The organism is Kitasatospora sp. NPDC001540 (genome assembly GCF_042894345.1).
GTDB classification, from domain to species: domain Bacteria; phylum Actinomycetota; class Actinomycetes; order Streptomycetales; family Streptomycetaceae; genus Kitasatospora; species Kitasatospora phosalacinea_C.
In genome coordinates this window covers 375,261-399,278 of the sequence record NZ_JBIAVO010000001.1, presented here as the reverse complement: position 1 = coordinate 399,278, position 24,018 = coordinate 375,261, and the positions used below count along the sequence as shown (strand labels likewise).

Sequence of the window (24,018 nt, the reverse complement as noted above, 5' to 3'; positions counted from 1 at the left end):
CGGCGGGGCCCGTTGCTACAGCACCCGGTTGCTACAGCACCCGCGTCATGGTCCGGTGCGGGATCCCGGCGTCGTCGTACACCGGCCCCTCGGCCGCGTACCCGAGCCGCTCGTAGAACCCGAGCGCCTGCACCTGCGCGTGCAGCTCCACCTCACGCGCCCCGTGCTCGCGCCCCAACTCCTCGACCGCGCGCACCAGTCGCGCCCCGAGCCCGGTCCCGCGGGCGGCGGCGACCACCGCGAGCCGACCCAGCAGCACCCGGCCCTCGGTACCGCCGGTCATCGCCAGCGCCTCGGCGCCGTGGATCATCCGCGCGGTGCCGAGCGCCGCCCCGTCCGCCCCGACGGCCAGCAGGTGCGCGGAGGTCGCGTCGTACGCGTCGTACTCCAGCTCCGGCGGCACCTGCTGCTCGACCACGAACACCTCGTGCCGGACGGCGCGCGCCAGCGCCATGTCCGCGTCCCCCTCGACCACCCGGATCGAAGCCCCCATCTCAGCTCTCCCTCGCGATGACGTCCAGCGCGTGCTGGAGGTCATCAGGATAGGCGGAGGTGAACTCGACCCAGCGCCCGTCCTCGGGGTGCTCGAAGCCCAGCGAGACGGCGTGCAGCCACTGCCGGGTCAGCCCCAGCCGCTTGGCCAGCGTCGGGTCCGCGCCGTAGGTGAGGTCGCCGACGCATGGGTGGCGCAGCGCGGACATGTGCACCCGGATCTGGTGGGTGCGGCCGGTCTCCAGCTTGATGTCCAGCAGGGACGCGGCCCGGTACGCCTCGATCAGGTCGTAGTGCGTGACGGAGGGCTTGCCGTCGCGGGTGACGGCCCACTTCCAGTCGCTGCTGGGGTGGCGGCCGATCGGCGCGTCCACGGTGCCGGACAGCGGGTCGGGGTGGCCCTGGACCAGCGCGTTGTACTTCTTCTCGGTGACCCGGTCGTGGAACTGCCGCTTCAGGTCGGTGTAGGCCCGCTCGGACTTGGCGACCACCATGATCCCGGAGGTGCCGACGTCGAGGCGGTGCACGACGCCCTGCCGCTCGGCGGCGCCGGAGGTGGAGATCCGGTACCCGGCCGCGGCCAGGCCGCCGATCACGGTGGGGCCGGTCCAGCCGGGGCTGGGGTGCGCGGCCACGCCGACCGGCTTGTCGATCACGACGACGTGGTCGTCGTCGTGGATGATCCGCATGCCCTCGACGGCCTCGGCGACGACCTGCACCGGCGCGGCGGGGGCCGGGATCTCGACCTCCAGCCAGGACCCGGCGGTGACCCGGTCCGACTTCCCGGCGACCGCGCCGTCCAGGGTGACCTTCCCCTCGGCGGCGAGTTCGGCGGCCTTGGTGCGGGAGAACCCGAACATCCGGGCCAGGGCGGCGTCCAGCCGCTCGCCCTCCAGGCCGTCGGGTACGGGGAGGCTACGGGTCTGCGCTGCGATGCTCACCCACCCGAGTATGCCCGACCCGCACCGGCCCCCCGCCCCACCGGGGCCCGCCCCGGCGCCCCGCCCGGGCCTCCCGCGCCCCGCCCGGGAGCCGCCCGCACCCCGCCCCGGAGCCACCGCGGCCGCGTCCTAGCATCGGAGCCGCACGACCACACGACGGCCCGGTCGACGGGGACGGGGCCGGATCCGAGGGGGGACCAGCCCATGAAGGCCCGCACGATAGGCACCGCCGCCGCGGCCGCGGTGGCAGCGCTCGCGGCCCGCGACCTGCTGCAGAAGCGGCACGCACTGCTCCGCAACTTCCCGGTGGCCGGGCACGCCCGGTACCTGCTGGAGCGGATCGGCCCGGAGCTGCGGCAGTACATCGTGACCTCCAACGAGGAGGAGCGGCCGTTCAGCCGCGACCAGCGCAGCTGGATCTACGCCTCCGCGAAGGAGGAGAACAACTACTTCGGCTTCGGCACCGAGGTCGACGTCGCGCACGTCCAGGGCCACGCCTACCTGAAGCAGCGCACCTTCGCCGGCCCGCTGCCGGACGCGCACGACCCGGACGCCCCGCTGCCCTCGGCCAAGGTGCTGGGCGGCCCGCGCGGGCGCGCCAAGGCGTTCCGCCCCGCCAGCGTGGTCAACATCTCCGCGATGAGCTTCGGCTCGCTCTCCGGCGCCGCGATCACCGCCCTGAACGAGGGCGCGGCGCAGGCCGGCGCGCTGCACAACACCGGCGAGGGCGGCCTGTCCCCGTACCACCGCAGGGGCGGCGGCGACCTGGTGCTGCAACTGGGCACCTCGTACTTCGGGTGCCGCAACGAGGACGGCAGCTTCGACCTGGCCAGGCTCAAGGAGGTGGTGGCCTCCGCCCCGGTCCGGGCGATCGAGATCAAGCTCTCGCAGGGCGCCAAGCCGGGCCTGGGCGGCATGCTGCCCGGCGCGAAGGTCACCCCGGAGATCGCGGAGATCCGCGGCATCCCGGTCGGGAGGGACTGCGCCTCGCCGTCCCGGCACAGCGCCTTCGGCGACACCGACTCGATGCTGGACTTCGTCGAGCTGCTGGCCGCCGAGACCGGCCTGCCGGTCGGCGTCAAGAGCGCGGTGGGCGAGCTGGGCTTCTGGCAGGAGCTGGCCTCGATGATGGCGCGCGGCGACCGCGGCGTGGACTTCGTGACCGTCGACGGCGGCGAGGGCGGCACCGGCGCGGCGCCGCGGATCTTCGCCGACTCGGTGTCGCTGCCGTTCCGGATGGGCTTCTCCCGGGTCTACGGCACCTTCGCCGAACTGGGCACGACCGACAAGCTGACCTTCATCGGCTCCGGCAAGCTCGGCCTGCCCGAGAACGCCGCGGTGGCCTTCGCGCTGGGCGCCGACATGGTCAACGTGGCCCGCGAGGCGATGCTGTCGATCGGCTGCATCCAGGCCCAGAAGTGCCACACCGACCGCTGCCCGACCGGCATCGCCACCCAGAACCCGTGGCTGGCCCGCGGCATCGACCCCGCCTCGAAGGCGACCCGGGCCGCGCACTACCTGCGCACCCTGCGCCGGGAGCTGACCAAGGTCTCCTCCGCCCTCGGCGTCGCCCACCCCTCGCTGATCACCCCCGACGACATCGAGGTCCTGAACGGCGACTACGAGGCCCGCACGCTGGCCGCCGTCTACGGCTACAAGGAGGGCTGGGGCCGCCTCGGACCGGAGCTGGCCGAGGAGATCACCCGGTTGCTCACCGCCTGAGCCGGAGCCGGAGCCGGAGCCGGAGCCTCAGCGCACCAGCAGCAGCGCCCCGACCGCCGCCGTCGCCGCCAGCACCGCGACGGCGGCGGCGTGCACCGCCACGTCCCACCCCCACCCGCGGCGGTCGGCCGCCGGGTCCAGGGTGAACTCGGCCGGGTCGGCGGGCGTGTGGTGCACCGTCACCTCGCGCCCGCGCGCGGTGGCCGGGTCGGCGAGGTGCCGGGTGCAGTGGGCGGTCACGGCGGTGCCGTCGCGGGTGGTGAACGCCACCACGGGGGTGAGGGTGGTGATCCTGGAGCCGTCGTCCTCGTCGATCCGGACGTCCCGGAACACCGCGACGACCCGGCCCGGCACGGCGTCCGCCGCGGCCAGCCGCGCCCGCCTGCCCCGCCGGTCCCGGACGGCCTCCGGCAGGTGCCACAGGCCGGACAGCGCCCACGGGCCCGCGCCGCCGACCAGCGCCCACGGCCACGCCCAGCGGACCGCGGCCAGCGCCACCAGGCCCGCGTAGGCCAGGAAGGCCGCGAAGGCCGGCCACCCCAGCCCGCGCGAGGGCGGCTCGGGGGCGTTCGCGAAGCGGTGCTCCTCCGGTCGGCCCGCCGGGTGGCTGACCCCGATCTCCCGGCCGACCCAGGCCGCGGTGAGCGTCTCGCCGCGCCCGTCGTCGCCCCGGACGAGCACCTCCCGCCCCGTGTCCGGCTCCCGCCAGGCGACCGTCACCGGGATGCCGCCGATCCGCGAGGCGCCGTGCCGCACCTCGCCGACCCGCTCGATCCGCCCGGTCAGCCGCACCGTCCGCTGCGCCTTCGTGACCCCGGCCAGCGACCGGACCACCCCGACCAGCGCGACCGCGCCCCACGCCCCGCTCCACAGCAGCAGGAACCCGTCCCACCCCACGCGCCCTCCCCGGCCGTCCCGTCTCCCGGCCACTCTGCCCGCCCGCACGGCCCCGGACACGCGCGCGCCCGCCGGATCGTGCGGTCCGGCGGGCGCGCCACGAGGCGAACGGGGGTCGGCTCAGCCCTCGGCGGTGCCGTCCTCCGCGGCGGCCTTCTCCTCGGTCTTGGGGGCCGGGGCGCCGCCGTGCGTGCTGCCGTCCGGGTTGGAGCCCCGGAAGGAGAGCAGCACGACCAGGATGCCGCCGCAGACGATCGCCGAGTCGGCGAGGTTGAAGACCGCGAAGTGCTGGACGGAGATGAAGTCGACCACGTGCCCGCGCAGCACCGAGGGGGCCCGGAACAGCCGGTCGGTGAGGTTGCCGAACGCACCGCCGAGCAGCAGGCCGAGGGCGATCGCCCAGGGCAGGCTGTACAGGCGGCGGGCGATCCGCCAGATCACCACGATGACGCCGGCGGCGATCGCGGTGAACAGCAGCGTCATCGCCTGGCCCATGCCGAACGCGGCGCCGGGGTTGCGGATCACCTGGAGGGTCATCCAGTCGCCGACCACGTCGATCGGCGAGCTGCGCCCCTCCAGCTTGGCGACCACCAGCAGCTTGGAGCCGAGGTCGATCAGGTAGGCCAGCAGCGCGACGGCCAGCAGCACGCTGATCCGGCGGCGGCGCACCACGGCGCGGGCGCCCTCGGCGGCCGTCGCCCCGGTGCCCTCGGGCTCGGGCCGGGTCACCGGCTCACCCGCCCCGTCGGGCCGGGCGGTGGGGACGGCGTCGTCCTGGGTCTGGTGGGAACCTGGCGTGCTGATGATCCGCTCCGCTGCCGTGTGGAATGCGCCGGGGGAATGCCGGTCGACGTACTTGGGGACGAGGGTACGGCACGGCTCGCCCGGTTGGCCGCCGCGTCCGGGATTGTTCCCGCCCGCGGGCCCGTCGACCGGCCCCCCGGGGTCAGCGGCGTTCCTGCTTGGCCTTGCAGCTGACGCAGAGGGTGGCGCGCGGGAAGGCCTGCAGGCGGGCCTTGCCGACGGGCTGGCCGCAGGACTCGCAGCGGCCGAAGGCGGTGCCCTCCAGCCGGGCCAGGGCGCGCTCGGTCTGGGCGAGGCTGTCGCGGGCGTTGTTGGCGAGCGAGAGTTCGCTCTCCCGGTTGATGTTCTTGGTGCCGGCGTCGACCTGGTCGTCGCCCGCGCCGTCGTTGGAGTCCCGCATCAGGCCGGCGATGGCGGCCTCGGAGGCCTCGATCTCGGCGCGCAGCCGGACGATGTCGGCGGCCAGCTCCTCGTGCAGCTCGGCGACCTCCTCGGCCGTCCACGGGTCCTCCCCGGGGCGGATCGGCAGGTCGGCCGGGTCGACCGACTCGGCGCCGCCGCGGGCTCCGGTGCCCGCCGGCACGTGGTTGCGGCTGCTGGCCGCGGTGTGTCCGGTGGTGCCGGTCTTTCGCCGCGCAGTACTCACGGTCCCCTCCCCTGGGTCGCCCGCCACAGCCTCGCGCGACCCCTTGGTCACGGTTCCTGTCGCCTTCTCAGCCATGGCTTTCGACCTCATTCACGAATGATCAGAAGCGTCGGTTCCCGACGATCTTGCCGGTCCCGGAACGATAAACCTCATCGAATCAGCCCACAACGGGACATACCGAAGCGCCCCATCGATCCCACCCGCGCAGCCTCCGTCGGGTCGGCGCTGCACAAGTTGTGCCCAGAACGCCCCGGACTAACCACCCGGGCCCGGCTCACCGGTGCGCGAAACGGCTTGCGGGGGCCGATACACTGGGGCTGCAAGGCGCAGATGGGACGAGTACCGACGTACGCAGCCACGAGCGACCCGGGGGCGGTGTGAGCCCGGGGGTGTGCGCGGCGGGAAGATCACCCCGGAGCCGCCGGAAGAACGGCCCGCCCAGGGCCCAGTAGAACCGGCCGCAAACCCAAAGAGAGGGCCGCAGCGCGCGCGGTCAAGGAGGGTGGTACCGCGGGGCGGCTCGCCGTCTCGTCCCTCCGTCGGAGCCAGTCCACGCATCCGCCGGAGGTAGACGCCCCCATGTCGCCCACGTACAACGCCGTCCCCGCGCAGGTGAGCCTGCCCGCGCTGGAGCACCGGATCCTCTCGTTCTGGCAGGAGGAGCGGGTCTTCCAGCGCAGCCTGGAGCAGTCCGAGGGCCGCCCCGAGTGGGTGTTCTACGAGGGGCCGCCCACCGCCAACGGCATGCCGGGCGCCCACCACATCGAGGCCCGCGTCTTCAAGGACGTCTTCCCGCGCTACCGCACCATGAAGGGCTACCACGTCGCCCGCAAGGCCGGCTGGGACTGCCACGGCCTGCCGGTCGAGCTCGCGGTGGAGAAGGAGCTGGGCTTCTCCGGCAAGCCGGACATCGAGAAGTACGGCATCGCCGAGTTCAACGCCAAGTGCCGCGAGTCGGTGACCCGGCACACCGACGCCTTCGCCGAGCTGACCGAGCGGATGGGCTACTGGGTCGACCTCGACCAGGCCTACCGCACCATGGACCCGTCCTACATCGAGTCGGTCTGGTGGTCGCTGCAGCAGATCTTCGACAAGGGCCTGCTGGTCCAGGACCACCGGGTCGCCCCCTGGTGCCCGCGCTGCGGCACCGGCCTGTCCGACCACGAACTGGCCCAGGGCTACGAGACCGTGGTCGACCCCTCGGTGTTCGTCCGCTTCCCGCTCACCTCCGGCCCGCTGGCGGGCACCGCCGCCCTGCTGGTGTGGACCACCACCCCCTGGACGCTGGTCTCCAACACCGCCGCCGCCGTCCACCCCGGGGTGACCTACGTGGTCGCCACCGACGGCACCGAGCGCCTGGTGGTCGCCGAGCCGCTGCTGGCCAAGGCCCTCGGCGAGGGCTGGGAGGCCACCGGCGAGACCTTCACCGGCGCCGAGATGGAGCGCTGGGCCTACCGGCGCCCGTTCGACCTCGTGGAGATCCCGGACGCCCACTACGTGCTGACCGCCGAGTACGTCACCACCGAGGACGGCACCGGCATCGTCCACCAGTCGCCCGCCTTCGGCGCCGACGACCTCGCGACCTGCCGCCGCTACGGCCTGCCCGTGGTCAACCCGGTGGAGAGCGACGGCACCTTCGCCGCCGACGTGCCGCTGGTCGGCGGGGTGTTCTTCAAGAAGGCCGACGAGACCCTGGTCGCCGACCTGCAGGCCCGCGGCCTGCTGTTCCGCCACCTCCCGTACGAGCACAGCTACCCGCACTGCTGGCGCTGCCACACCGCGCTGCTCTACTACGCGCAGCCGTCCTGGTACATCCGGACCACCGCCGTCAAGGACGCGATGATCCGCGAGAACGAGGCCACCAACTGGTACCCGGAGACGGTCAAGCACGGCCGCTTCGGCGACTGGCTGAACAACAACATCGACTGGGCGCTGTCCCGCAACCGCTACTGGGGCACCCCGCTGCCGATCTGGCGCTGCGCGGAGGACCACCTGACCTGCGTCGGCTCGCTCGCCCGGCTCTCCGAGCTGACCGGCACCGACCAGTCCGGCCTGGACCCGCACCGCCCGTACATCGACGAGGTCACCTTCCCCTGCCCGCAGTGCTCCGCCACCGCGGTCCGGGTGCCCGAGGTGATCGACGCCTGGTACGACTCGGGCTCGATGCCGTTCGCGCAGTACGGCTACCCGTACCGCAACAAGGAGCTGTTCGAGCAGCGCTACCCGGCGCAGTTCATCTCCGAGGCGATCGACCAGACCCGCGGCTGGTTCTACACGCTGATGGCCGTCGGCACCCTGGTGTTCGACAAGAACAGCTACGAGAACGTCGTCTGCCTGGGCCACATCCTGGCCGAGGACGGCCGCAAGATGTCCAAGCACCTGGGCAACATCCTGCAGCCGATCCCGCTGATGGACGAGCACGGCGCCGACGCGGTGCGCTGGTTCATGGCCGCGGGCGGCTCCCCCTGGTCGGCCCGCCGGGTCGGCCACGGCACCATCCAGGAGGTGGTCCGCAAGACCCTCCTCACCTACTGGAACACCGTCGCCTTCCAGGCCCTGTACGCCCGCCCGGCCGGCTGGGCCCCCTCCGCGAACGACCCGGCCCCGGCCGACCGCCCGGTGCTCGACCGCTGGGTGCTGTCCGAACTCCACACCCTGGTGCGCGAGGTGGACGCCGCCTACGAGGCGTACGACACCCAGCGGGCCGGCAAGCTGCTCTCCGGCTTCGTCGACGACCTGTCCAACTGGTACGTCCGCCGCGGCCGCCGCCGCTTCTGGCAGGGCGACGCGGCCGCGCTGGCCACCCTGCACGAGGCGCTGGAGACCGTCACCCGGCTGATGGCCCCGCTGACCCCGTTCATCACCGAGCGGGTCTGGCAGGACCTGGTCGTCCCGGTCACCCCGGACGCCCCGGTCTCCGTCCACCTGAGCGGCTGGCCGGCCGTCGACGAGACGCTGATCGACCCCGAGCTGTCCCGCCACATGGCGCTGGTCCGCCGCCTGGTCGAGCTCGGCCGCGCCGCCCGCGCCGAGTCCGGCGTCAAGGTCCGCCAGCCGCTGTCCCGCGCGCTGATCGCCGCCCAGGGCTGGGAGGAGGTCCCCGCCGACCTGCGCGCCCAGATCGCCGAGGAGCTCAACGTCCTGGAGCTGCAGTCCCTCTCCGCGGCCGGCGGCTCGCTGGTCGACACCTCCGCCAAGGCCAACTTCCGCGCCCTCGGCAAGCGCTTCGGCAAGGGCGTCCAGGACGTCGCCAAGGCCGTCGCCGCCGCCGACGCCGCCCGGCTCTCCGCCGAGCTGCGCGCCACCGGCGCGACCTCGGTCGAACTGGACGGCGAGACGGTCGCCCTCTCCCCCGAGGAGGTGATCATCACCGAGACCCCGCGCGAGGGCTGGGCCGTCGCCAACGAGTCCGGTGCCACCGTCGCCCTCGACCTGACGATCACCCCGGAGCTCAAGCGCCTCGGCATCGCCCGCGACGCGGTCCGGCAGATCCAGGACGCCCGGAAGAACTCCGGCCTGGAGATCACCGACCGGATCCACCTCCAGCTCACCAGCACCGACCGGGACGCCCTGGCCGGCCTCACCGAGCACCAGTCCCTGATCGCCGCCGAGGTCCTGGCCGAGACGATCGGCCTGACCATCACCGACCCCGACGCCCCCCGCTTCACCGCCGAGGACCTCGCCCTGGAGTTCACCCTCCGCAAGGCCTGAGCACCCGCGGCCCCCGCGCCCCTGGCAGCAGGCGACGACCCGCGCCAGGGGCGCGAGGAACCGCGCGACCGACCAGGCACCCCGGCGAGGTCGCGAGGAGGCGGCGAACCACCGCCCTCCTCGCGATCGTCGCCGCGGCCTCCCCGTCCGCACGGCGCGCGCACGGCGAAGGGCGCCCCCGGCCACCACGGCCAAGGGCGCCCTTTCGGTCGCGCGCTGCGGTACTGCTAGTTGTCGCCGTCCTCGTCGATCAGGAAGCCCCGCATCGGCGCGGGAGCCTGCTGCATCGGCTGCGGGGGCTGCGGCCGCACGGCCGCCATCGGCTGGGTCATGCCCGCCGGGGCCATCGCCCCGTTGCCGCCCGCCGAGGCACCGCCGAAGGACGGGGCACCGGACGAGCTGCCGAAGGAGGAGCCGCCGAAGGACTGGTTCCCGCCGAAGGACGGGTTGGAGCCGAAGGACGGCGCCGGGGAGGACATCGCGCTCGCACCGGCGGGCGCCATCGACGACGCGGCCGGCGGCAGCGAAGCGGTGGCGGGGATCCGCGGCGGGGCGAGGGAGTCGTCCGCCTGCGACTCCAGCTGGCGCAGCTGGGTCTCCAGGTAGGACTTCAGCCGCGTGCGGTACTCGCGCTCGAAGGCGCGCAGGTCCTCGACCTTGCGCTCCAGGGTGGCGCGGGCGGACTCCAGCGAGCCCATCGCGACGCGGTGCTTCTCCTGGGCGTCCCGCTCCAGGGCGTCGGCCTTGGCACGGGCGTCCCGCTCCAGGCCCTCGGCGCGGCTGCGGGCCTCGCCGACGATCTTGTTGGCCTCGGAGCGGGCCTCGGAGATGGCCTGGTCCGCGGTCTGCTGGGCGAGCGCCAGGACGCGGGCGGCGCTGTCGCCGCCGGGCCCCTGCTGCTGCTGCATCGGGTTGCCCATCGGGCCGCCCATCGGCTGGAGCTGCTGCCCGCCCATCGGCTGGAGCTGCTGGCCGCCCATGGTCTGGCCCATCTGCTGCTGCATCGGGTTGCCCATCGGCTGCAGCATCTGCCCGCCCATCGGCTGGACCAGCTGCTGCTGGCCGCCCATGGTCTGGCCCATCTGCTGCTGCTGCATCGGGTTGCCCATCGGGCCACCCATGCCCTGCTGGTTGCCCATGCCCTGCTGCGGACCGGCGGGCAGCTGCGGGGCACCGGAGGGCAGGCCCAGCGGCTGGTTGCCCATGCCCTGCTGGTTGCCCATGCCCTGCTGCGGGCCGCCGAGCTGCTGCGGACCGGGGCCCTGCTGTCCGGGCACCGGCGGGCCGGATATGGCGGCGGGAACGGGCGCGCCGGGGCGGCCGCCGTCCTGCGGGGCCTGCTGCTCCTTGCGCATGTTGGCCTGGTTCTGCGCGGCGGCACGCGTGGCGGCGGCCAGCTTGGCCCGCAGGTCCTCGTTCTCGCGCAGCAGGCGGGTCAGCTCGGCTTCGACCTCGTCGAGGAAGGCATCGACCTCGTCCTCGTCATAGCCTTCGCGCAGCCGGACGGTCGTGAACTGCTTGTTCCGAACGTCCTCGGGGGTCAATGGCATCTCTTCACCTCAACGTGATCGTCGGACCGGCATCCTGTCGCATCGTTCAGAACGACAGGCGCTGCACGAGCGAGATCAGGACATACACAATGATCATCAGTACGAAGAAGGACAGGTCGAGCGCCACGCCCCCGAGACGCAACGGCGGGATGAAACGCCGAAGAAGCTTGAGTGGCGGATCCGTGACAGTGTACGTGGCCTCCAGCACCACGACCATGGGCTTCCCGGGACGCCATGAACGGGCGAACTGGAACACCCAGTCCATGACGAGTCGGAAGAGCAGGAACAACAGGAACACGGTCAGCACCCAGTAGAGCACCGAACCGAAGATCCCCATCGCGTCTCCCTCTCCCTGGCCGACGTACCGTCAGTGACGCTCTGTCAACAGACCCACACGTGTAGTCGTGGTTCGGGTCAGCTCTGGTTGAAGAACCCACCCTCGGCGATCCGAGCCTTGTCCTCCGCCGTTACATCGACGTTAGCAGGCGACAGCAGGAACACCTTCTGCGTCACGCGCTCGATACTGCCGTGCAGACCGAAGACCAGTCCAGCGGCGAAGTCTACGAGCCGCTTGGCGTCCGTGTCGTCCATCTCGGTCAAATTCATGATCACGGGGGTACCGCCGCGGAACTGTTCCCCGATGGTACGGGCCTCGTTGTAGGTCCTCGGGTGCAGCGTGGTGATGCGGTACGGCTCTCGTTCGTTGACGACCTTGGGCATGATCACCGGGGTGCTCTTCTCCAGGTTGCGGTGGCGCTCGGATGTGATGGACGACACGGGAGCCATCCGCGGCTGCTCCTGCCGGATCGGGACCGCGGCGGGCACCGGCTGGGGCGCGATGTGGGCCACGGGCGCCGGTTGCGGGGCGGGGGCGGCGGGAGCGGCGGCCGCGGACCGGAGGTCCTCGGTCCGGCCGGTGCGGATCGGCTCCGGGTCCGCGTCGTAGTCGTCGTCGGGGTCGTACCCCTGGCTGTCGTAGGTCTCGTCCTCGACCAGACCGAGATAGACCGCCATCTTGCGCATCGCGCCGGCCATGCTGCTGTCTCCTCCGCTCATGCGCCCACCGTGTCGCCCTGCGGATGCCGTGGTCCTCTTACGACCTGTCAGGCCGACGGTCCGTCAGACCGCGGAGTGTGCGCTCGGATGCGATCCACGGTTTACCTGCAGACTGATCATCTGCTAGGTTCTGTCCTATTTTGTCCTGCAGTCTGATCTACTTACCCGGTGACGTTACCCGAGCGGTGACCGCACTCCGAGCACCGCCGTACCGACGCGTACATGTGTCGCTCCGGCGGCGATCGCCTGCTCCAAATCGCCGCTCATCCCTGCCGAGACCATGGTTGCAGCCGGATGGGCCGCGCGTACGTCGCTTGCGATTTCCGCCAGCCGCGCGAAGGCGCGCGCCGGGTCGCCCGCCAGCGGACCGGCCAGCGGTGCGACCGTCATCACACCGTCCAGTCGCAGCCCGGGCGTGTCGGCGATCCGCTCCGCCAGCGCGAGCACCTCGGCGGGCGCCACGCCCGCGCGGTGCTCCCCTTCGCCCGCCTCCTTGTCCAGGGCGACCTGCACCAGGCAGCCCAGCGGCGGGCGCTCGGCGTTGCGGACGGCGGCGGCCAGCGAGTCCACCAGCCGGGCCCGGTCCACCGAGTGCACGACGTCGGAGTAACGGACCACCGAGCGGGCCTTGTTGGTCTGCAACTGGCCCACGAAGTGCCAGGTCAGCGGGAGTTCGACGCAGCGCTCGGCCTTGGGGGCGGCGTCCTGGTCGCGGTTCTCGGCGACGTCGGTGACGCCGAGCCCGGCGAGCAGCGCGGTGTCCTCGGCCGGGTAGGTCTTGGTCACCACGATCAGGGTGACCTCCTCGCGCGGGCGGCCGGCCGCGGCGCACGCGTCGGCGATCCGGCGCTCGACCACGTCGAGGTTGGCGCCGAGCTGCTCGTAGCGGGCGCGCTGCCCCTCGGTCAGCGCGGCGGAGAACTCGGGGCGGCCCGGGAACGGACCGTAGATGTCGTTCGTCATGAGTGTGAGGGCCCCAGCCAGACGTAGCTCGCGAGTCGGCCGGTCCGCTGCTCCCGACGGTAGGAGTAGTGGTCCGGCGATTCGAGGGTGCAGACGGATGATCGCACCACATCCTGCACGCCCGCCGCGGCGAGTTGTGCGGCGACCCCGGCGGGGACGTCCAGCGCGGGGGTGCCCCAGGAGGTCTCGGCGTGCGCGGCCGGGACGAGCGCGGCGACCTCGGCGCGCATCGCCTCCGGCACCTCGTAGCAGCGGCCGCAGACCGCGGGGCCGACGGCGGCGACGGTCCGCTCGGGGCGGGCGCCCAGCTCGCGCATCGCGGCGACCACCGCGGGGACGACCCCGGCGGCCAGGCCCGGACGTCCGGCGTGCGCCGCGCCGACCACCCCGGCGACGGGGTCGGCCAGCAGCACCGGGGTGCAGTCGGCGGTCAGCACGGCGAGGGCGAGCGGACGGTCGGTGACCACCGCGTCGACGGTCGGGGCGGTGCCCGCGGGCTGGCGCTCCGTCACCACCGCGACCTCGGCGCCGTGCACCTGGTTCATCCAGACCACGTCGGCCGGGTCCAGCCCCAGCTCCCGGGCCGCGAGGAAACGGTTCTGCAGGACGGATTCGGGCGAATCGCCCACCGCGCCGCCGAGGTTGAGCTCCCCGTACGGCGCGGTGCTCACCCCGCCCCACCGGGTGGTGGAGGCGAAGTGAGCACCGTGTCGGGAGAACGTATCGATCACTTGAGGAAGTCCGGCACGTCGAGCTCCTCCGCGGGGCTCTCGACGTACGGCTGCCGCACCGGCTGCACCTGCGGCGGCACCGGCGGGGCGGTGGCCGTCGCCGGGGCCGTGGCCTCGGCGGCGCGGGCCGGCTCCTCGGCGCGGGTGACCGAGCCGATCGAGCCGTAGGACGGGCGGGCGGCCGGGCGCTCCGGGGCGGCGGCCGGGGCCGAGGCGGCGGTGGAGGTGGACTTCACCACCGGCTCGCGGACGATGGCGGGCGGCTGGCCGCCGTCGAACCCGGCGGCGATCACGGTGACCCGGACCTCGTCGCCGAGCGCGTCGTCGATGACCGCGCCGAAGATGATGTTCGCCTCGGGGTGGGCGGCCTCGCTGACCAGCTGGGCGGCCTCGTTGATCTCGAACAGGCCGAGGTCGGAGCCGCCGGAGATGGAGAGCAGCACGCCGCGGGCGCCGTCGATGGACGCCTCCAGCAGCGGCGAGGAGATCGCCATCACGGCGGCGGCCTTGGCGCGGTCCTCGCCGCGGGCCGAGCCGATGCCCATCAGCGCCGACCCGGCGTCCGACATGACCGACTTGACGTCGGCGAAGTCGAGGTTGATCAGGCCGGGGGTGGTGATCAGGTCGGTGATGCCCTGGACACCGGAGAGCAGCACCTGGTCGGCGGAGCGGAAGGCGTCCAGCACCGAGACCTGGCGGTCGGAGATCGACAGCAGCCGGTCGTTCGGGATGACGATCAGGGTGTCGACCTGCTCGCGCAGGCTGGCGATGCCGTCCTCGGCCTGGTTGGCCCGGCGGCGGCCCTCGAAGGTGAACGGGCGGGTGACCACGCCGATGGTCAGGGCGCCGAGCGAGCGGGCGATGTTGGCCACCACGGGCGCGCCGCCGGTGCCGGTGCCGCCGCCCTCGCCCGCCGTCACGAAGACCATGTCGGCCCCCTTGAGGACCTCCTCGATCTCCTCCCGGTGGTCCTCGGCGGCCTTCCGGCCGACCTCGGGGTTGGCGCCGGCGCCGAGGCCGCGGGTGAGCTCGCGGCCGACGTCCAGCTTCACGTCGGCGTCGCTCATCAGCAGCGCCTGGGCGTCGGTGTTGATCGCGATGAACTCGACGCCCTTGAGCCCGACCTCGATCATCCGGTTGATGGCGTTGACTCCGCCGCCGCCGATGCCGACGACCTTGATGACCGCGAGGTAATTCTGGGGTGCTGCCACGTCGGGGCCTCTCGCCTCGAATTTCCGGGTCGGCTCCCCTGGATTGTGAAGGCCGACGGATGTCGATGGGTGGGAAGCGCGTGGTTCCAACCCGAACCCTAAACTTGAGGTTGAGGGTTATGGCTGTGCCGGTGTCACCTCGGTGTCGAGCACAGCTCGTTGACACAGGACAGTAGGTCGCAACCGGCGCGTGTTTCAACGAACACGCCGAGCTTCCCTTTTTCTTTTGAGCCTATGTGATCATCGACCCCTCGGTGAAACCGGGGTGACCACCAAGGGTCGGACCGGAGCCGGGGCCCCGTCAATACCGCCCCCGGGGACAGAACTTACCGGATCAACCCGACACCGCCGGGGCATCCGGCGCACTCACGTCGTAATTCGACGCCTTCTGACCGAGCAGCGCCGTCAGCACCGCGGCCTTGCGCGGGGTGTCCTCGGCGCTCCCCCAGCGGACGGTGGCGCCGGAGGCCAGCCGCAGCCGGATGTCGTCGTACGAGTAGACCGTGAGCGAACCGGCCTGTTTCGCCACGTCCGGCGGCAGTCCGGCGGCCACCGTGACCGCCGAGCGGACGAGGGTCGGGCGGTCGATCACCGCCACCGCGTCCTGGGCGGGCTGGCTCAGCTGGAGCGCCACCACCGGGACGCCGGACGGGGGCTGCGGCTCAGTGGCGAATTCCACACCACCGGCGTCGACCTGGACGAAGCCGCCGCCGTCGCGCTGGATCGCCGCCACCGCGCGGCGCTCGGTCACCTTCACCCGCAGGGTGTGCGGCCAGCCCCGCCAGACCTCCACCGAGGCGACCCGGGGCAGCTTCGCCACCTCGGCCCTGGCCTCGTCCAGGTCGACCCGGGCCAGCGGGCCGCTCGCCGTGCCGCCGAGCGCCCGCTCGACGTCCTGCTGGGTCAGCCTGCCGGAGTCCAGGCCCTGGACGGCCACCCCGCGGACGTCCAGCGCGGCGGAGAAGAACACCGTCCAGCCGAGGCCGCCGACCACCAGCGCGCCCAGCGCGACCAGCACCCCGACGCCCCGGCGGGAGAGTCGGAGCCGGGGCGGACGGGCCGTTTCGCCGTCCTCCCCGAACTCCTCCTCGTACTCCTCGTCAGCCACGGCGGCGGCCGCCGCGGGCGGCCTCGATCGCCTCGTACACCATCTGCACCAGCAGGTCGTCGGCGTCCCGGCGGCCGAACTCGGCGGCCGCGCGCGACATCTCCCACAGCTTGGCCGGGTCGGTGAGCACCGGCAGGACGTTCTCCAGCACCCAGTCCGGGGTCAGCTCGGCGTCGTCGACCAGCAGGCCGCCGCCCGCCTTCACCATCGGCTGGGCGTTCAGCCGCTGCTCGCCGTTGCCGATCGGCAGCGGCACGAACGCGGCGGGCAGGCCGACCGCGGCCAGCTCGGCGACCGTCATCGCGCCGGCCCGGCAGAGCATCATGTCGGCCGCCGCGTAGGCCAGGTCCATCCGGTCCAGGTACGGCAGCGCCCGGTACGGCGGCATGCCGGGGATGTCGTCGATGGTCGGCAGCTCGTTCTTCGGGCCGACCGCGTGCAGGATCTGGACGCCGTACTGCTGCAGCCGGGGCGCGATCGCCTGCACCGTCTCGTTCAGGCGGCGGGCGCCCTGCGAGCCGCCGGAGACCAGCAGGGTGGGCAGCCGCTGGTCGAGGCCGAAGTGGTGCCGGGCCTCCGGGCGGACGGTGCCGCGGTCCAGGGTGGCGATGGTGCGGCGCAGCGGGATGCCGATGTACCGGGAGTCGCGCAGCTTGGAGTCGGGGGTGGAGACCGCGACGAAGTCGCTGTAGCGGGCGCCGATCTTGTTGGCCAGGCCGGGGCGGGCGTTGGCCTCGTGCACCACGATCGGCACGCCGGCCCGCTTGGCCGCCAGGTAGGCGGGCATCGCCACGTAGCCGCCGAAGCCGACCACCGCGTCCGCGTTGACCCGCTCGATGACCTCCTGGGCGGCGCGCACGGTGCCGCGCAGCCGGCCCGGGACGGTGATCAGTTCCGGGGTGGGCTTGCGGGGCAGCGGGACGGCCGGGATCAGCGCCAGCTCGTAGCCGCGCTCCGGGACCAGCCGGGTCTCCAGCCCGCGCTCGGTGCCGAGGGCGGTGATCCCGATGGACGGGTCGTGCCTGCGCAGCGCGTCCGCGAGCGCCATGGCCGGCTCGATGTGACCGGCGGTCCCGCCGCCGGCGAGTACGACATGCACCGAAATTCACCGCTCCCTGCGCGGCGGCCGGGCGGCCTTGCGCGCTGTGGTTTTCCTACCTGGCAGCACCCGGTCCAGGACGGGCCCGAACCGGGAGTTGGCCCCTTTTCGCCATCTGCGGGGCCGGGCAGCCAGCGCTGCCTTCGCCGCCGGGGAGCTGCGTGCGAAGCACAGCAGCAGCCCGATGGCGCACATGGCCGACAGCATCGCGGAACCGCCGTACGAGAACAGCGGCAGCGGGACGCCCGCGATGGGCAGGAGTCCCAGCGCCGACCCCAGGTTGACCACGGCCTGAGCCATGATCCACGTGGTGGCGGCGCCCGCCGCGTACCGCACGAACGGGTCCGTGGTGCCGAGGGCCACTCGGATACCCGCGTAGCCTAGTGCCGCGAAGAGCGCGAGCACCGACAGCGTCCCCACCAGTCCGAGTTCCTCGCCGGTGGCGGCGAAGATGAAGTCGGTGTGGGCCTCCGGCAGTTGCCCCCACTTCTCCACCCCGGCGCCCAGTCCGGACCCGAACGGTCCGCCCGCGGCCAGGGCGTACAGGCCGTGCAGGGCCTGGAAGCAGTCCAGGTTGGGGTCGGGCTTGGTGACGCCGACGCAGGCCAGCCGGCCGAGCCGGTGCGGCACCGTGATGATCAGCGCGGTGCAGGCGACCACCGCGATGCCCAGGGTGGCGGCGAACAGCCGCAGCGGGGCACCGACCATCCAGAGCAGGCCGAACAGCATGGCGATCAGCACCATGGTGGTGCCCATGTCGCCGCCGATCATGATCAGCATCATCAGCACGACCGTGCCGGGCACCAGCGGGATCAGCAGGTGCTTCCACTGGTCGAGCATGTGGGTGCGCTGCTTGCGGGCCAGCAGGTCGGCCGCCCACAGCAGCAGGGCCAGCTTGGCGAACTCGGACGGCTGGATCTGGAAGAAGCCCAGGCTGATCCAGTTCCGGTTGCCGTTGATCCGCACGCCCACGCCGGGGATCGCCACCAGCACCAGCGCGCCCACCACCCCGAACAGCAGCGGGTACGCGGCGGTGCGCAGCGCCCGCACCGGGGCCCGGGTCAGCACCACCGCGATCGCCCCGCCCAGCAGCAGGGCGATCAGCTGCTTGCGGAAGAAGAAGGTCATCGGCAGCCCGTACTCCACCACCACGCTCTGCGAGGCGGAGAACACCATCACCAGGCCCAGCACCACCAGCAGCAGCGCGGCGCCCAGGATCAGGTAGTACGGCGTCAGCGGCCGGGCCATCAGGTACCCGAAGCGCTCCCGGGCGGCCCGGAAGCGGGCGAGGGGGCCGGCCGACTTGAAGGTGGTGGTGGTCGCCGAGATCAGCTGGAGGCCCTGCGGCGGCTCCTTCTCCCTGGTCGGCACCACGGGCTCCTCACGGTTCGGGTCACGGGCTGGAACGCGCCGGGGGTCCTCCGACGGCGAGGCCGCGCCCGGGCGGCGGACTGCCCGCGGGCGCGACCTCGTGGTGCGTGCTTCAGGGTTGCAGGGCCCGGACGGCGGCGGCGAACAGGTCGCCGCGCTCACCGTAGTTGGTGAACATGTCCATCGACGCGCAGGCCGGTGCCAGCAGGACGGTGTCGCCCTTCTCGGCGGCGGCGGCCGCGGCCGCGACGACCGCGGTCATCGCCTCGGCGCCAGTCTGGCCCGGGGCGGGCTCGAGGACCGGGACTTCCGGGGCGTGTCGCTCCAGCGCCTCCCGGATCAGCTGCCGGTCCTGGCCGATCAGCACCGCGGCTCGCAGCCGGGGCGCCGCGTCGGCGACCAGCTCGTCGAAGGTGGCGCCCTTGGCCAGGCCGCCCGCGATCCACACCACCGGCCGGTAGGCGGCCAGCGAGGCGGCGGCGGCGTGGGTGTTGGTGGCCTTGGAGTCGTCGACGTAGGTCACGCCGTCGATCTCGGCGACCTGCGCGATCCGGTGCGCGTCGGGGGTGAAGGCGCGCAGCCCGTCCCGGACGGCCTTGGCGTCCACGCCGTAGGCGCGGGCCAGCGCGGCGGCGGCCAGCGCGTTGGCGACGTTGTGCGGGGCCGGGGGGTTGACGTCGGCGACGGCGCCCAGCTCGGCGGCCGAGTTGGCCCGGTCGGCGACGAACGCCCGGTCGACCAGCAGCCCGTCCACCACACCGAGGTTGGAGACGGCGGGCGCGTCCAGGCCGAAGCCGACCGCGCGGCAGCCCTCCTCCACGTCGGCCTCGCGGACCAGCGCCTCGGTGGCGGGGTCGGCCAGGTTGTAGACGCAGGCGACCTGGTTGCCCTCGTAGATCCGGCCCTTGTCGGCGGCGTACGCCTCCATCGAGCCGTGCCAGTCCAGGTGGTCGGGGGCGAGGTTGAGCACCGCGGCGGAGTGCACCCGCAGCGAGGGCGCCCAGTGCAGCTGGTAACTGGAGAGCTCGACGGCCAGCACGTCGTACGGCTCCTCGGCCAGCACGGCGTCCAGCACCGAGACGCCGACGTTGCCGACGGCGGCGGTGCGCCTGCCCGCGGCGGTGAGGATGGAGGCCAGCATCTGGACGGTGGTGGTCTTGCCGTTGGTGCCGGTGACGGCCAGCCAGGGGGCCGGCTCGCCGGTGGCGGGGTGCGGGGTGCGCAGCCGCCAGGCGAGTTCGACGTCGCCCCAGACCGGGACGTCGGCCGCCGCGGCGGCGGCGAACAGCGGGCTGTCCGGGGCCCAGCCGGGCGAGGTGACGACCAGGGCGGTGCCGGGCGGCAGGGTGGCGCCGTCGCCGAGGCGGACGGCCACGCCCTGTCCGGTGAGGTCGGCGGCCTTGGCCCGCAGGCCCGGGCCGTCCCCGCCGTCCACCACGGTGACGTGCGCGCCGAGCCCGTGCAGGACGCGGGCGGCGCTGATCCCGGAGAGACCGAGTCCTGCGACGACGACCGGCAGCCCGGCCCACTCCGGGTTGTTCACTTGGTCACCCATCCCGCGTAGAAGAGTCCGAGTCCGACGGCCACGCACAGGCCCTGGATGATCCAGAACCGGACCACGATCAGGACTTCGCTCCAGCCCTTGAGCTCGAAGTGGTGCTGCAGCGGCGCCATCTTGAAAACGCGCTTGCCGGTCATCCGGAACGAGCCGACCTGGATGATCACCGAAAGGGTGATGATCACGAACAGGCCGCCGAGGACGGCGAGCAGCAGCTCGGTGCGGGAGACGATGGCCAGGCCGGCCAGCGCGCCGCCGAGGGCCAGCGAGCCGGTGTCGCCCATGAAGATCTTGGCGGGCGAGGTGTTCCACCACAGGAAGCCGAAGCAGGAGCCCATCAGCGCGGCGGCGACCACGGCGAGGTCCAGCGGGTCGCGGACGTCGTAGCAGGACGCGGTGGCCTTGATCGCGTAGGCGCAGTTCTGGCCGTGCTCCCACAGGCCGATGAAGGTGTAGGCGCCGAAGACCATCACCGAGGCGCCGGTGGCCAGGCCGTCCAGACCGTCCGTCAGGTTGACGCCGTTGGACATCGCGGCGATCAGGAAGTAGGCCCAGATGACGAACAGCACCGGGCCGATCGACCACGTGAAGTCCTGCACGAAGGACAGCTTGGTGGAGGCCGGGGTCAGGCCGCGGCTGTCGCTGAACTGCATGGCCAGGAGGGCGAAGGCGAGGGCGACGAAGGACTGGCCCAGCAGCTTCGCCTTGGCCCGCAGGCCCAGCGAGCGGCGCTTGACCACCTTGATGTAGTCGTCCAGGAAGCCGACCAGGCCCAGGCCGGTGGTCAGGAACAGCACCAGCAGGCCGGAGGCGGTGGGCACTTCGCCCGTTATCGCCTTGGTCGCGAAGTAGGCGATCAGGGTGGCCAGGATGAAGGCGATGCCGCCCATCGTGGGCGTGCCCTTCTTGCTGTGGTGCGCCTTGGGGCCGTCGTCGCGGATGTACTGGCCGTACCCGTGCCGGGCGAGCAGCTTGATCAGGGCCGGGGTGCCGAGCAGCGTCAGCACCAGGCCGATCATGCCGGAGAAGAGGATCTGCTTCACTTCGCGGCACCGTCCGCCAGCAGCGCCTCGGCGACCTTCTCCAGCCCCGCCGAACGGGACGCCTTCACCAGGACCACGTCCCCCGGCCGCACCTGACTGCGCAGCAGCTCGATCGCCGCGTCCGCGTCGGACACCAGCACCGACTCCTCACCCCACGAACCTTCGTTCCTCGCGCCCAGTTCCATCCGGGCCGCCTCGCGTCCGCCGACCGCCACCAGCTTGGTGATGTCGAGCCGCACCGCGAGCCGTCCGATGGTGTCGTGCTCGTCGAGGCTGTCCTCGCCGAGCTCCCGCATCTCCCCGAGCACCGCCCAGGTGCGGCGGCGCTCCGGGCCGGTGCCCGCCATCGTCGCGAGGGCCCGCAGCGCCGCCCGCATGGACTCCGGGTTGGCGTTGTAGGCGTCGTTGACGACGGTGAGGCCATCGGCCCGGTCGACCACCTCCATGCGCCAGCGGGACAGCGCACCGGCCTCGCTGAGTGCTTCGGCGACGCGGTCGACGGGCATCCCGAGCTCCACCGCCACCGCGGCGGCGGCGAGGGCGTTCGAGACGTGGTGCTCACCGTACAGGCGCAGCTGCACGGGTGCGGAACCGGCCGGGGTGCTGAGCGTGAACTGTGGCCGTCCGGTGGCGTCCAGGCGAACTTCCGTGGCCCGGACGTGTGCGTCCGGGGACTCGCCGAACAGCACGACCTTCGCCCTGGTGCGGCTGCTCATCGCGCGCACCAGCGGGTCGTCGGCGTTGAGGACCGCGACGCCCTCGGGCGCGAGGGCCTCCACCATCTCGCCCTTGGCCTCGGCGATGCCCTCGCGGGAGCCGAACTCGCCGAGGTGCGCGGAGCCCACGTTGAGGACGAGGCCGACGGTGGGCGGGGTGATGCCGGTCAGGTACTCGATGTCGCCCTTGTGCCGGGCGCCCATCTCCAGCACCAGGTGACGGGAGGCCGGGGTGATCCGCAGCGCGGTCAGCGGGTGGCCGATCTCGTTGTTGGCGTTGCCCGCCGCGTAGACCGTCTCGCCGTGCTTCGACAGCACCTGGGCGATCAGGTCCTTGGTGGAGGTCTTGCCGGAGGAGCCGGTCAGGCCGACGATCCGCACCTCGGTGGAGCGGGCCACCACGGCGCGGGCGAGCCGGCCGAGGGCGACCACCACGTCGTCGACCAGGATCGCGGGCACGCCGACGGGCCGGGTGGCGAGCACCGCGACCGCGCCGTCGGCGACGGCCCGCGCCGCGAAGTCGTGGCCGTCGACGCGCTCGCCGACCACGCACACGAACAGCCCGCCGGGCTCGATCTGCCGGTTGTCGTGCACCACGGCGCCGGTGATCGACGCCTGCGGGTCCGCGCTGTCGAGCGTCCCGCCGACGGCCTGCGCCGCCTCCGCGAGGGTCAGGGAAATCATCGCTCCGCCTCCGTGCTGTTCGCCCGCTCGCTGCCGGCCGCTCCTGACCCGGTGTCGACGCTCCTCACTCCGGCGCTCCTTCGTCCCTTGTCGTCCGTCTCTTTCGCCACCGGCGCGGCCTTTGGCTCGCTGGCGCCCTGCTGCTCGATCGCGGTCCGCAGGACCTGTCGGTCGTCGAACGGGCGGACCTCGCCCTTCACGTACTGGCCGAGTTCGTGGCCCTTGCCCGCCACCAGCACCGTGTCCCCGCTGTGCGCGCGGGCAACCGCCAGGGCGATCGCCTCGCTCCGGTCGGGGACGGCGAGCACCTCGCCGCGCTCCTCCTCCGGCACCTCGGCGGCGCCGGTGAGCATGGTGGCGAGGATCGCCAGCGCGTCCTCGGAGCGCGGGTTGTCGCTGGTGAGGACGGCGGTGTCGGCGAGCCGGGCGGCGATCGCGCCCATCGGGGCGCGCTTGTACGGGTCGCGGTCGCCGCCGCAGCCGACGACGACGTGCAGGCGGCCCTTGGTGACCTCGCGCAGCGAGGCGAGGACGGAGCTGAGCGCGTCCGGCTTGTGGGCGTAGTCGACCACGGCGACGTAGTCCTGGCCGGCCTCGACCTTCTCCATCCGGCCGGGCACCCCGGGGACGGCGGCCACCCCGGCCACCGCCGCGTCCAGGTCGACGCCCGCGGTGACCAGCGCGGTGATCGCGCCGAGCGCGTTGGAGACGTTGAACGGGCCGGGCAGCGGCACCGAGGCCTCGGCCCGCTCGCCGTTCGGGCCGACCACCCGGAACGTGGAGCCGGCCGGGCCGGGCTGGACGTCGACGGCGCGCCAGTCGGCGGCCGGGTCGCCTGAGGCGGAGAAGGTGGTCATCGGGATCCGGGCCTCGCCCGCCAGGCGGCGGCCGTAGGAGTCGTCCCGGTTGGCGACGCCGTGCCGGGCCTTGCCGGGCTCGAACAGCCGGGCCTTGGCCCGGTAGTAGTCCTCCATGTCGGGGTGGAAGTCGAGGTGCTCCGGCGTCAGGTTGTTGAACAGCGCGACGTCGTAGACCACGCCGTCGGTGCGGCCGTACACCAGCGCGTGGCTGGAGACCTCCATCACCACGGCCTCCGCCCCGGCCTCGCGCATCACGCCGAGCACGGCGTGCAGTTCGGTGGCCTCGGGGGTGGTGCGCTCGGACTTGACCCGCTCCTCGCCGACCCGCATCTCGACGGTGCCGATCACCCCGGCCAGCCGACCGGCTCCGCGCAGGCCGCCCTCGACCAGGTAGGAGGTGGTGGTCTTGCCGTTGGTGCCGGTCAGGCCGATCATCAGCATGCCCTCGCTGGGCGCCCCGTAGACCGCGGCGGCCAGCGCGCCCATCACCGCGCGCGGGCTCTCCACCACCAGCAGCGGGACGCCCGCGTCGGCGGCCAGTTCGGCCCCGGCGGCGTCGGTGAGCACCGCGACCGCGCCGGAGGCGGCCGCCGCGGCGGCGAAGGCCGCGCCGTGGTGGTTGGCGCCGGGGAAGGCCACGTACACGTCGCCGGGCCGCACCGCCCGGGAGTCGTGGGTGACGCCGGTGACCTCGGGGCCCTCGACGGGGGCCAGGCCGAGCAGCCGGGCCGCCTCGGCGAGGGGCAGCGCCGCGGTGCGGCGGGGGCGGGGCGGGCTCGCGGGGGTTTGATCGGGTTTCGGCACGGCCGGAAGGCTATCGGCCCCGCGCCCCCCGGGGCCAAACCGGGCCTGCTC

At 73.1% G+C, this 24,018-nt stretch carries 20 protein-coding genes; 2 read left to right on the top strand and 18 right to left on the bottom strand.

Going from position 1 to position 24,018, the window contains the following annotated elements:
* Positions 1-31: 31 nt before the first annotated feature.
* Together ACFY00_RS01805 and ACFY00_RS01800 are read right to left on the bottom strand one after the other, a co-directional pair.
* Entirely contained in the window at positions 32-493 is a 462-nt protein-coding gene (locus ACFY00_RS01805; protein ID WP_388026213.1) for a GNAT family N-acetyltransferase, read from the bottom strand.
* A 1-nt stretch (position 494) separates the two neighbouring features.
* Entirely contained in the window at positions 495-1,433 is a 939-nt protein-coding gene (locus tag ACFY00_RS01800; protein WP_285736525.1) for an RluA family pseudouridine synthase, read from the bottom strand.
* A 204-nt stretch (positions 1,434-1,637) separates the two neighbouring features.
* Here ACFY00_RS01800 and ACFY00_RS01795 point away from each other — a divergent pair, with 204 nt between their 5' ends.
* Positions 1,638-3,155: an FMN-binding glutamate synthase family protein gene (locus tag ACFY00_RS01795; protein WP_388026211.1), complete on the top strand. Its 1,518-nt coding sequence runs from the start codon at positions 1,638-1,640 to the stop codon at positions 3,153-3,155.
* A gap of 27 nt (positions 3,156-3,182) precedes the next feature.
* On the opposite strand, the gene ACFY00_RS01790 is transcribed toward ACFY00_RS01795, so the two are convergent.
* The 3 genes from ACFY00_RS01790 to ACFY00_RS01780 all read right to left on the bottom strand — a co-directional run bounded on the left by ACFY00_RS01790 (position 3,183) and on the right by ACFY00_RS01780 (position 5,502).
* Positions 3,183-4,052 (bottom strand): DUF3592 domain-containing protein, encoded by an 870-nt coding sequence (locus ACFY00_RS01790; RefSeq protein WP_388026210.1) that lies wholly within the window; start codon positions 4,050-4,052, stop codon positions 3,183-3,185.
* 120 nt (positions 4,053-4,172) lie between these two features.
* Positions 4,173-4,859: a signal peptidase II gene (lspA, locus tag ACFY00_RS01785; RefSeq protein ID WP_388026573.1), complete on the bottom strand. Its 687-nt coding sequence runs from the start codon at positions 4,857-4,859 to the stop codon at positions 4,173-4,175.
* Positions 4,860-4,998: 139 nt separating this feature from the next.
* Complete coding sequence (locus ACFY00_RS01780) at positions 4,999-5,502, bottom strand: TraR/DksA family transcriptional regulator (RefSeq protein WP_388026209.1); 504 nt, start codon at positions 5,500-5,502, stop codon at positions 4,999-5,001.
* Between the two features lie 579 nt (positions 5,503-6,081).
* Here ACFY00_RS01780 and ileS point away from each other — a divergent pair.
* Positions 6,082-9,213: an isoleucine--tRNA ligase gene (gene ileS, locus ACFY00_RS01775; RefSeq protein ID WP_388026208.1), complete on the top strand. Its 3,132-nt coding sequence runs from the start codon at positions 6,082-6,084 to the stop codon at positions 9,211-9,213.
* Between the two features lie 227 nt (positions 9,214-9,440).
* Here the strand turns inward: ileS and ACFY00_RS01770 are convergent, their stop codons facing one another.
* The 13 genes from ACFY00_RS01770 to ACFY00_RS01710 form a co-directional block, all read right to left on the bottom strand.
* Positions 9,441-10,763, bottom strand: a complete 1,323-nt coding sequence (locus ACFY00_RS01770) for a DivIVA domain-containing protein (RefSeq protein ID WP_388026206.1) — start codon at positions 10,761-10,763, stop codon at positions 9,441-9,443.
* Between the two features lie 46 nt (positions 10,764-10,809).
* On the bottom strand, positions 10,810-11,100 hold the full coding sequence (locus tag ACFY00_RS01765) for a YggT family protein (protein WP_285736531.1): 291 nt from the start codon (positions 11,098-11,100) through the stop codon (positions 10,810-10,812).
* 77 nt (positions 11,101-11,177) lie between these two features.
* Positions 11,178-11,798, bottom strand: a complete 621-nt coding sequence (locus ACFY00_RS01760; RefSeq protein ID WP_388026204.1) for a cell division protein SepF — start codon at positions 11,796-11,798, stop codon at positions 11,178-11,180.
* 195 nt (positions 11,799-11,993) lie between these two features.
* Positions 11,994-12,782 carry a YggS family pyridoxal phosphate-dependent enzyme gene (locus ACFY00_RS01755; RefSeq protein ID WP_388026202.1) on the bottom strand — a complete coding sequence of 263 codons (789 nt, stop codon included), beginning with the start codon at positions 12,780-12,782 and terminating at the stop codon, positions 11,994-11,996.
* A complete protein-coding gene (pgeF, locus tag ACFY00_RS01750) occupies positions 12,779-13,513 on the bottom strand; it encodes a peptidoglycan editing factor PgeF (RefSeq protein ID WP_388026200.1) in 735 nt (244 codons plus the stop codon). Before pgeF ends, ACFY00_RS01755 begins: the two co-directional genes overlap by 4 nt.
* Positions 13,510-14,724 (bottom strand): cell division protein FtsZ, encoded by a 1,215-nt coding sequence (ftsZ, locus tag ACFY00_RS01745; RefSeq protein WP_388026199.1) that lies wholly within the window; start codon positions 14,722-14,724, stop codon positions 13,510-13,512. The genes pgeF and ftsZ overlap by 4 nt, the downstream gene beginning before the upstream one ends.
* Before the next feature lie 334 nt (positions 14,725-15,058).
* The gene (locus ACFY00_RS01740; protein ID WP_388026197.1) at positions 15,059-15,832 is read right to left on the bottom strand and encodes a cell division protein FtsQ/DivIB; all 774 of its coding nucleotides are present in this window, start codon (positions 15,830-15,832) and stop codon (positions 15,059-15,061) included.
* On the bottom strand, positions 15,825-16,931 hold the full coding sequence (murG, locus tag ACFY00_RS01735) for an undecaprenyldiphospho-muramoylpentapeptide beta-N-acetylglucosaminyltransferase (protein ID WP_388026195.1): 1,107 nt from the start codon (positions 16,929-16,931) through the stop codon (positions 15,825-15,827). Before murG ends, ACFY00_RS01740 begins: the two co-directional genes overlap by 8 nt.
* A 6-nt stretch (positions 16,932-16,937) precedes the next feature.
* The gene (ftsW, locus tag ACFY00_RS01730) at positions 16,938-18,305 is read right to left on the bottom strand and encodes a putative lipid II flippase FtsW (protein ID WP_388026193.1); all 1,368 of its coding nucleotides are present in this window, start codon (positions 18,303-18,305) and stop codon (positions 16,938-16,940) included.
* Between the two features lie 109 nt (positions 18,306-18,414).
* A complete protein-coding gene (gene murD, locus ACFY00_RS01725; protein ID WP_388026192.1) occupies positions 18,415-19,857 on the bottom strand; it encodes a UDP-N-acetylmuramoyl-L-alanine--D-glutamate ligase in 1,443 nt (480 codons plus the stop codon).
* Positions 19,842-20,903 carry a phospho-N-acetylmuramoyl-pentapeptide-transferase gene (mraY, locus tag ACFY00_RS01720; protein WP_388026190.1) on the bottom strand — a complete coding sequence of 354 codons (1,062 nt, stop codon included), beginning with the start codon at positions 20,901-20,903 and terminating at the stop codon, positions 19,842-19,844. The genes murD and mraY overlap by 16 nt, the downstream gene beginning before the upstream one ends.
* Positions 20,900-22,303: a UDP-N-acetylmuramoyl-tripeptide--D-alanyl-D-alanine ligase gene (gene murF / locus ACFY00_RS01715; protein ID WP_388026188.1), complete on the bottom strand. Its 1,404-nt coding sequence runs from the start codon at positions 22,301-22,303 to the stop codon at positions 20,900-20,902. The genes mraY and murF overlap by 4 nt, the downstream gene beginning before the upstream one ends.
* The gene (locus tag ACFY00_RS01710) at positions 22,300-23,967 is read right to left on the bottom strand and encodes a UDP-N-acetylmuramoyl-L-alanyl-D-glutamate--2,6-diaminopimelate ligase (RefSeq protein WP_388026186.1); all 1,668 of its coding nucleotides are present in this window, start codon (positions 23,965-23,967) and stop codon (positions 22,300-22,302) included. The genes murF and ACFY00_RS01710 overlap by 4 nt, the downstream gene beginning before the upstream one ends.
* Positions 23,968-24,018 lie beyond the last annotated feature (51 nt).

What these genes read in the sequence shown, in the direction of transcription:
- ACFY00_RS01805 (WP_388026213.1), bottom strand. Translation starts at nt 493, where the DNA reads ATGGGGGCTTCGATCCGGGTGGTCGAGGGGGACGCGGACATGGCGCTG.
- ACFY00_RS01795 (WP_388026211.1), top strand. Translation starts at nt 1,638, where the DNA reads ATGAAGGCCCGCACGATAGGCACCGCCGCCGCGGCCGCGGTGGCAGCG.
- ileS (WP_388026208.1), top strand. Translation starts at nt 6,082, where the DNA reads ATGTCGCCCACGTACAACGCCGTCCCCGCGCAGGTGAGCCTGCCCGCG.
- ACFY00_RS01770 (WP_388026206.1), bottom strand. Translation starts at nt 10,763, where the DNA reads ATGCCATTGACCCCCGAGGACGTTCGGAACAAGCAGTTCACGACCGTC.
- ACFY00_RS01765 (WP_285736531.1), bottom strand. Translation starts at nt 11,100, where the DNA reads ATGGGGATCTTCGGTTCGGTGCTCTACTGGGTGCTGACCGTGTTCCTG.
- ACFY00_RS01760 (WP_388026204.1), bottom strand. Translation starts at nt 11,798, where the DNA reads ATGGCCGGCGCGATGCGCAAGATGGCGGTCTATCTCGGTCTGGTCGAG.
- ACFY00_RS01755 (WP_388026202.1), bottom strand. Translation starts at nt 12,782, where the DNA reads ATGACGAACGACATCTACGGTCCGTTCCCGGGCCGCCCCGAGTTCTCC.
- murD (WP_388026192.1), bottom strand. Translation starts at nt 19,857, where the DNA reads ATGGGTGACCAAGTGAACAACCCGGAGTGGGCCGGGCTGCCGGTCGTC.
- murF (WP_388026188.1), bottom strand. Translation starts at nt 22,303, where the DNA reads ATGATTTCCCTGACCCTCGCGGAGGCGGCGCAGGCCGTCGGCGGGACG.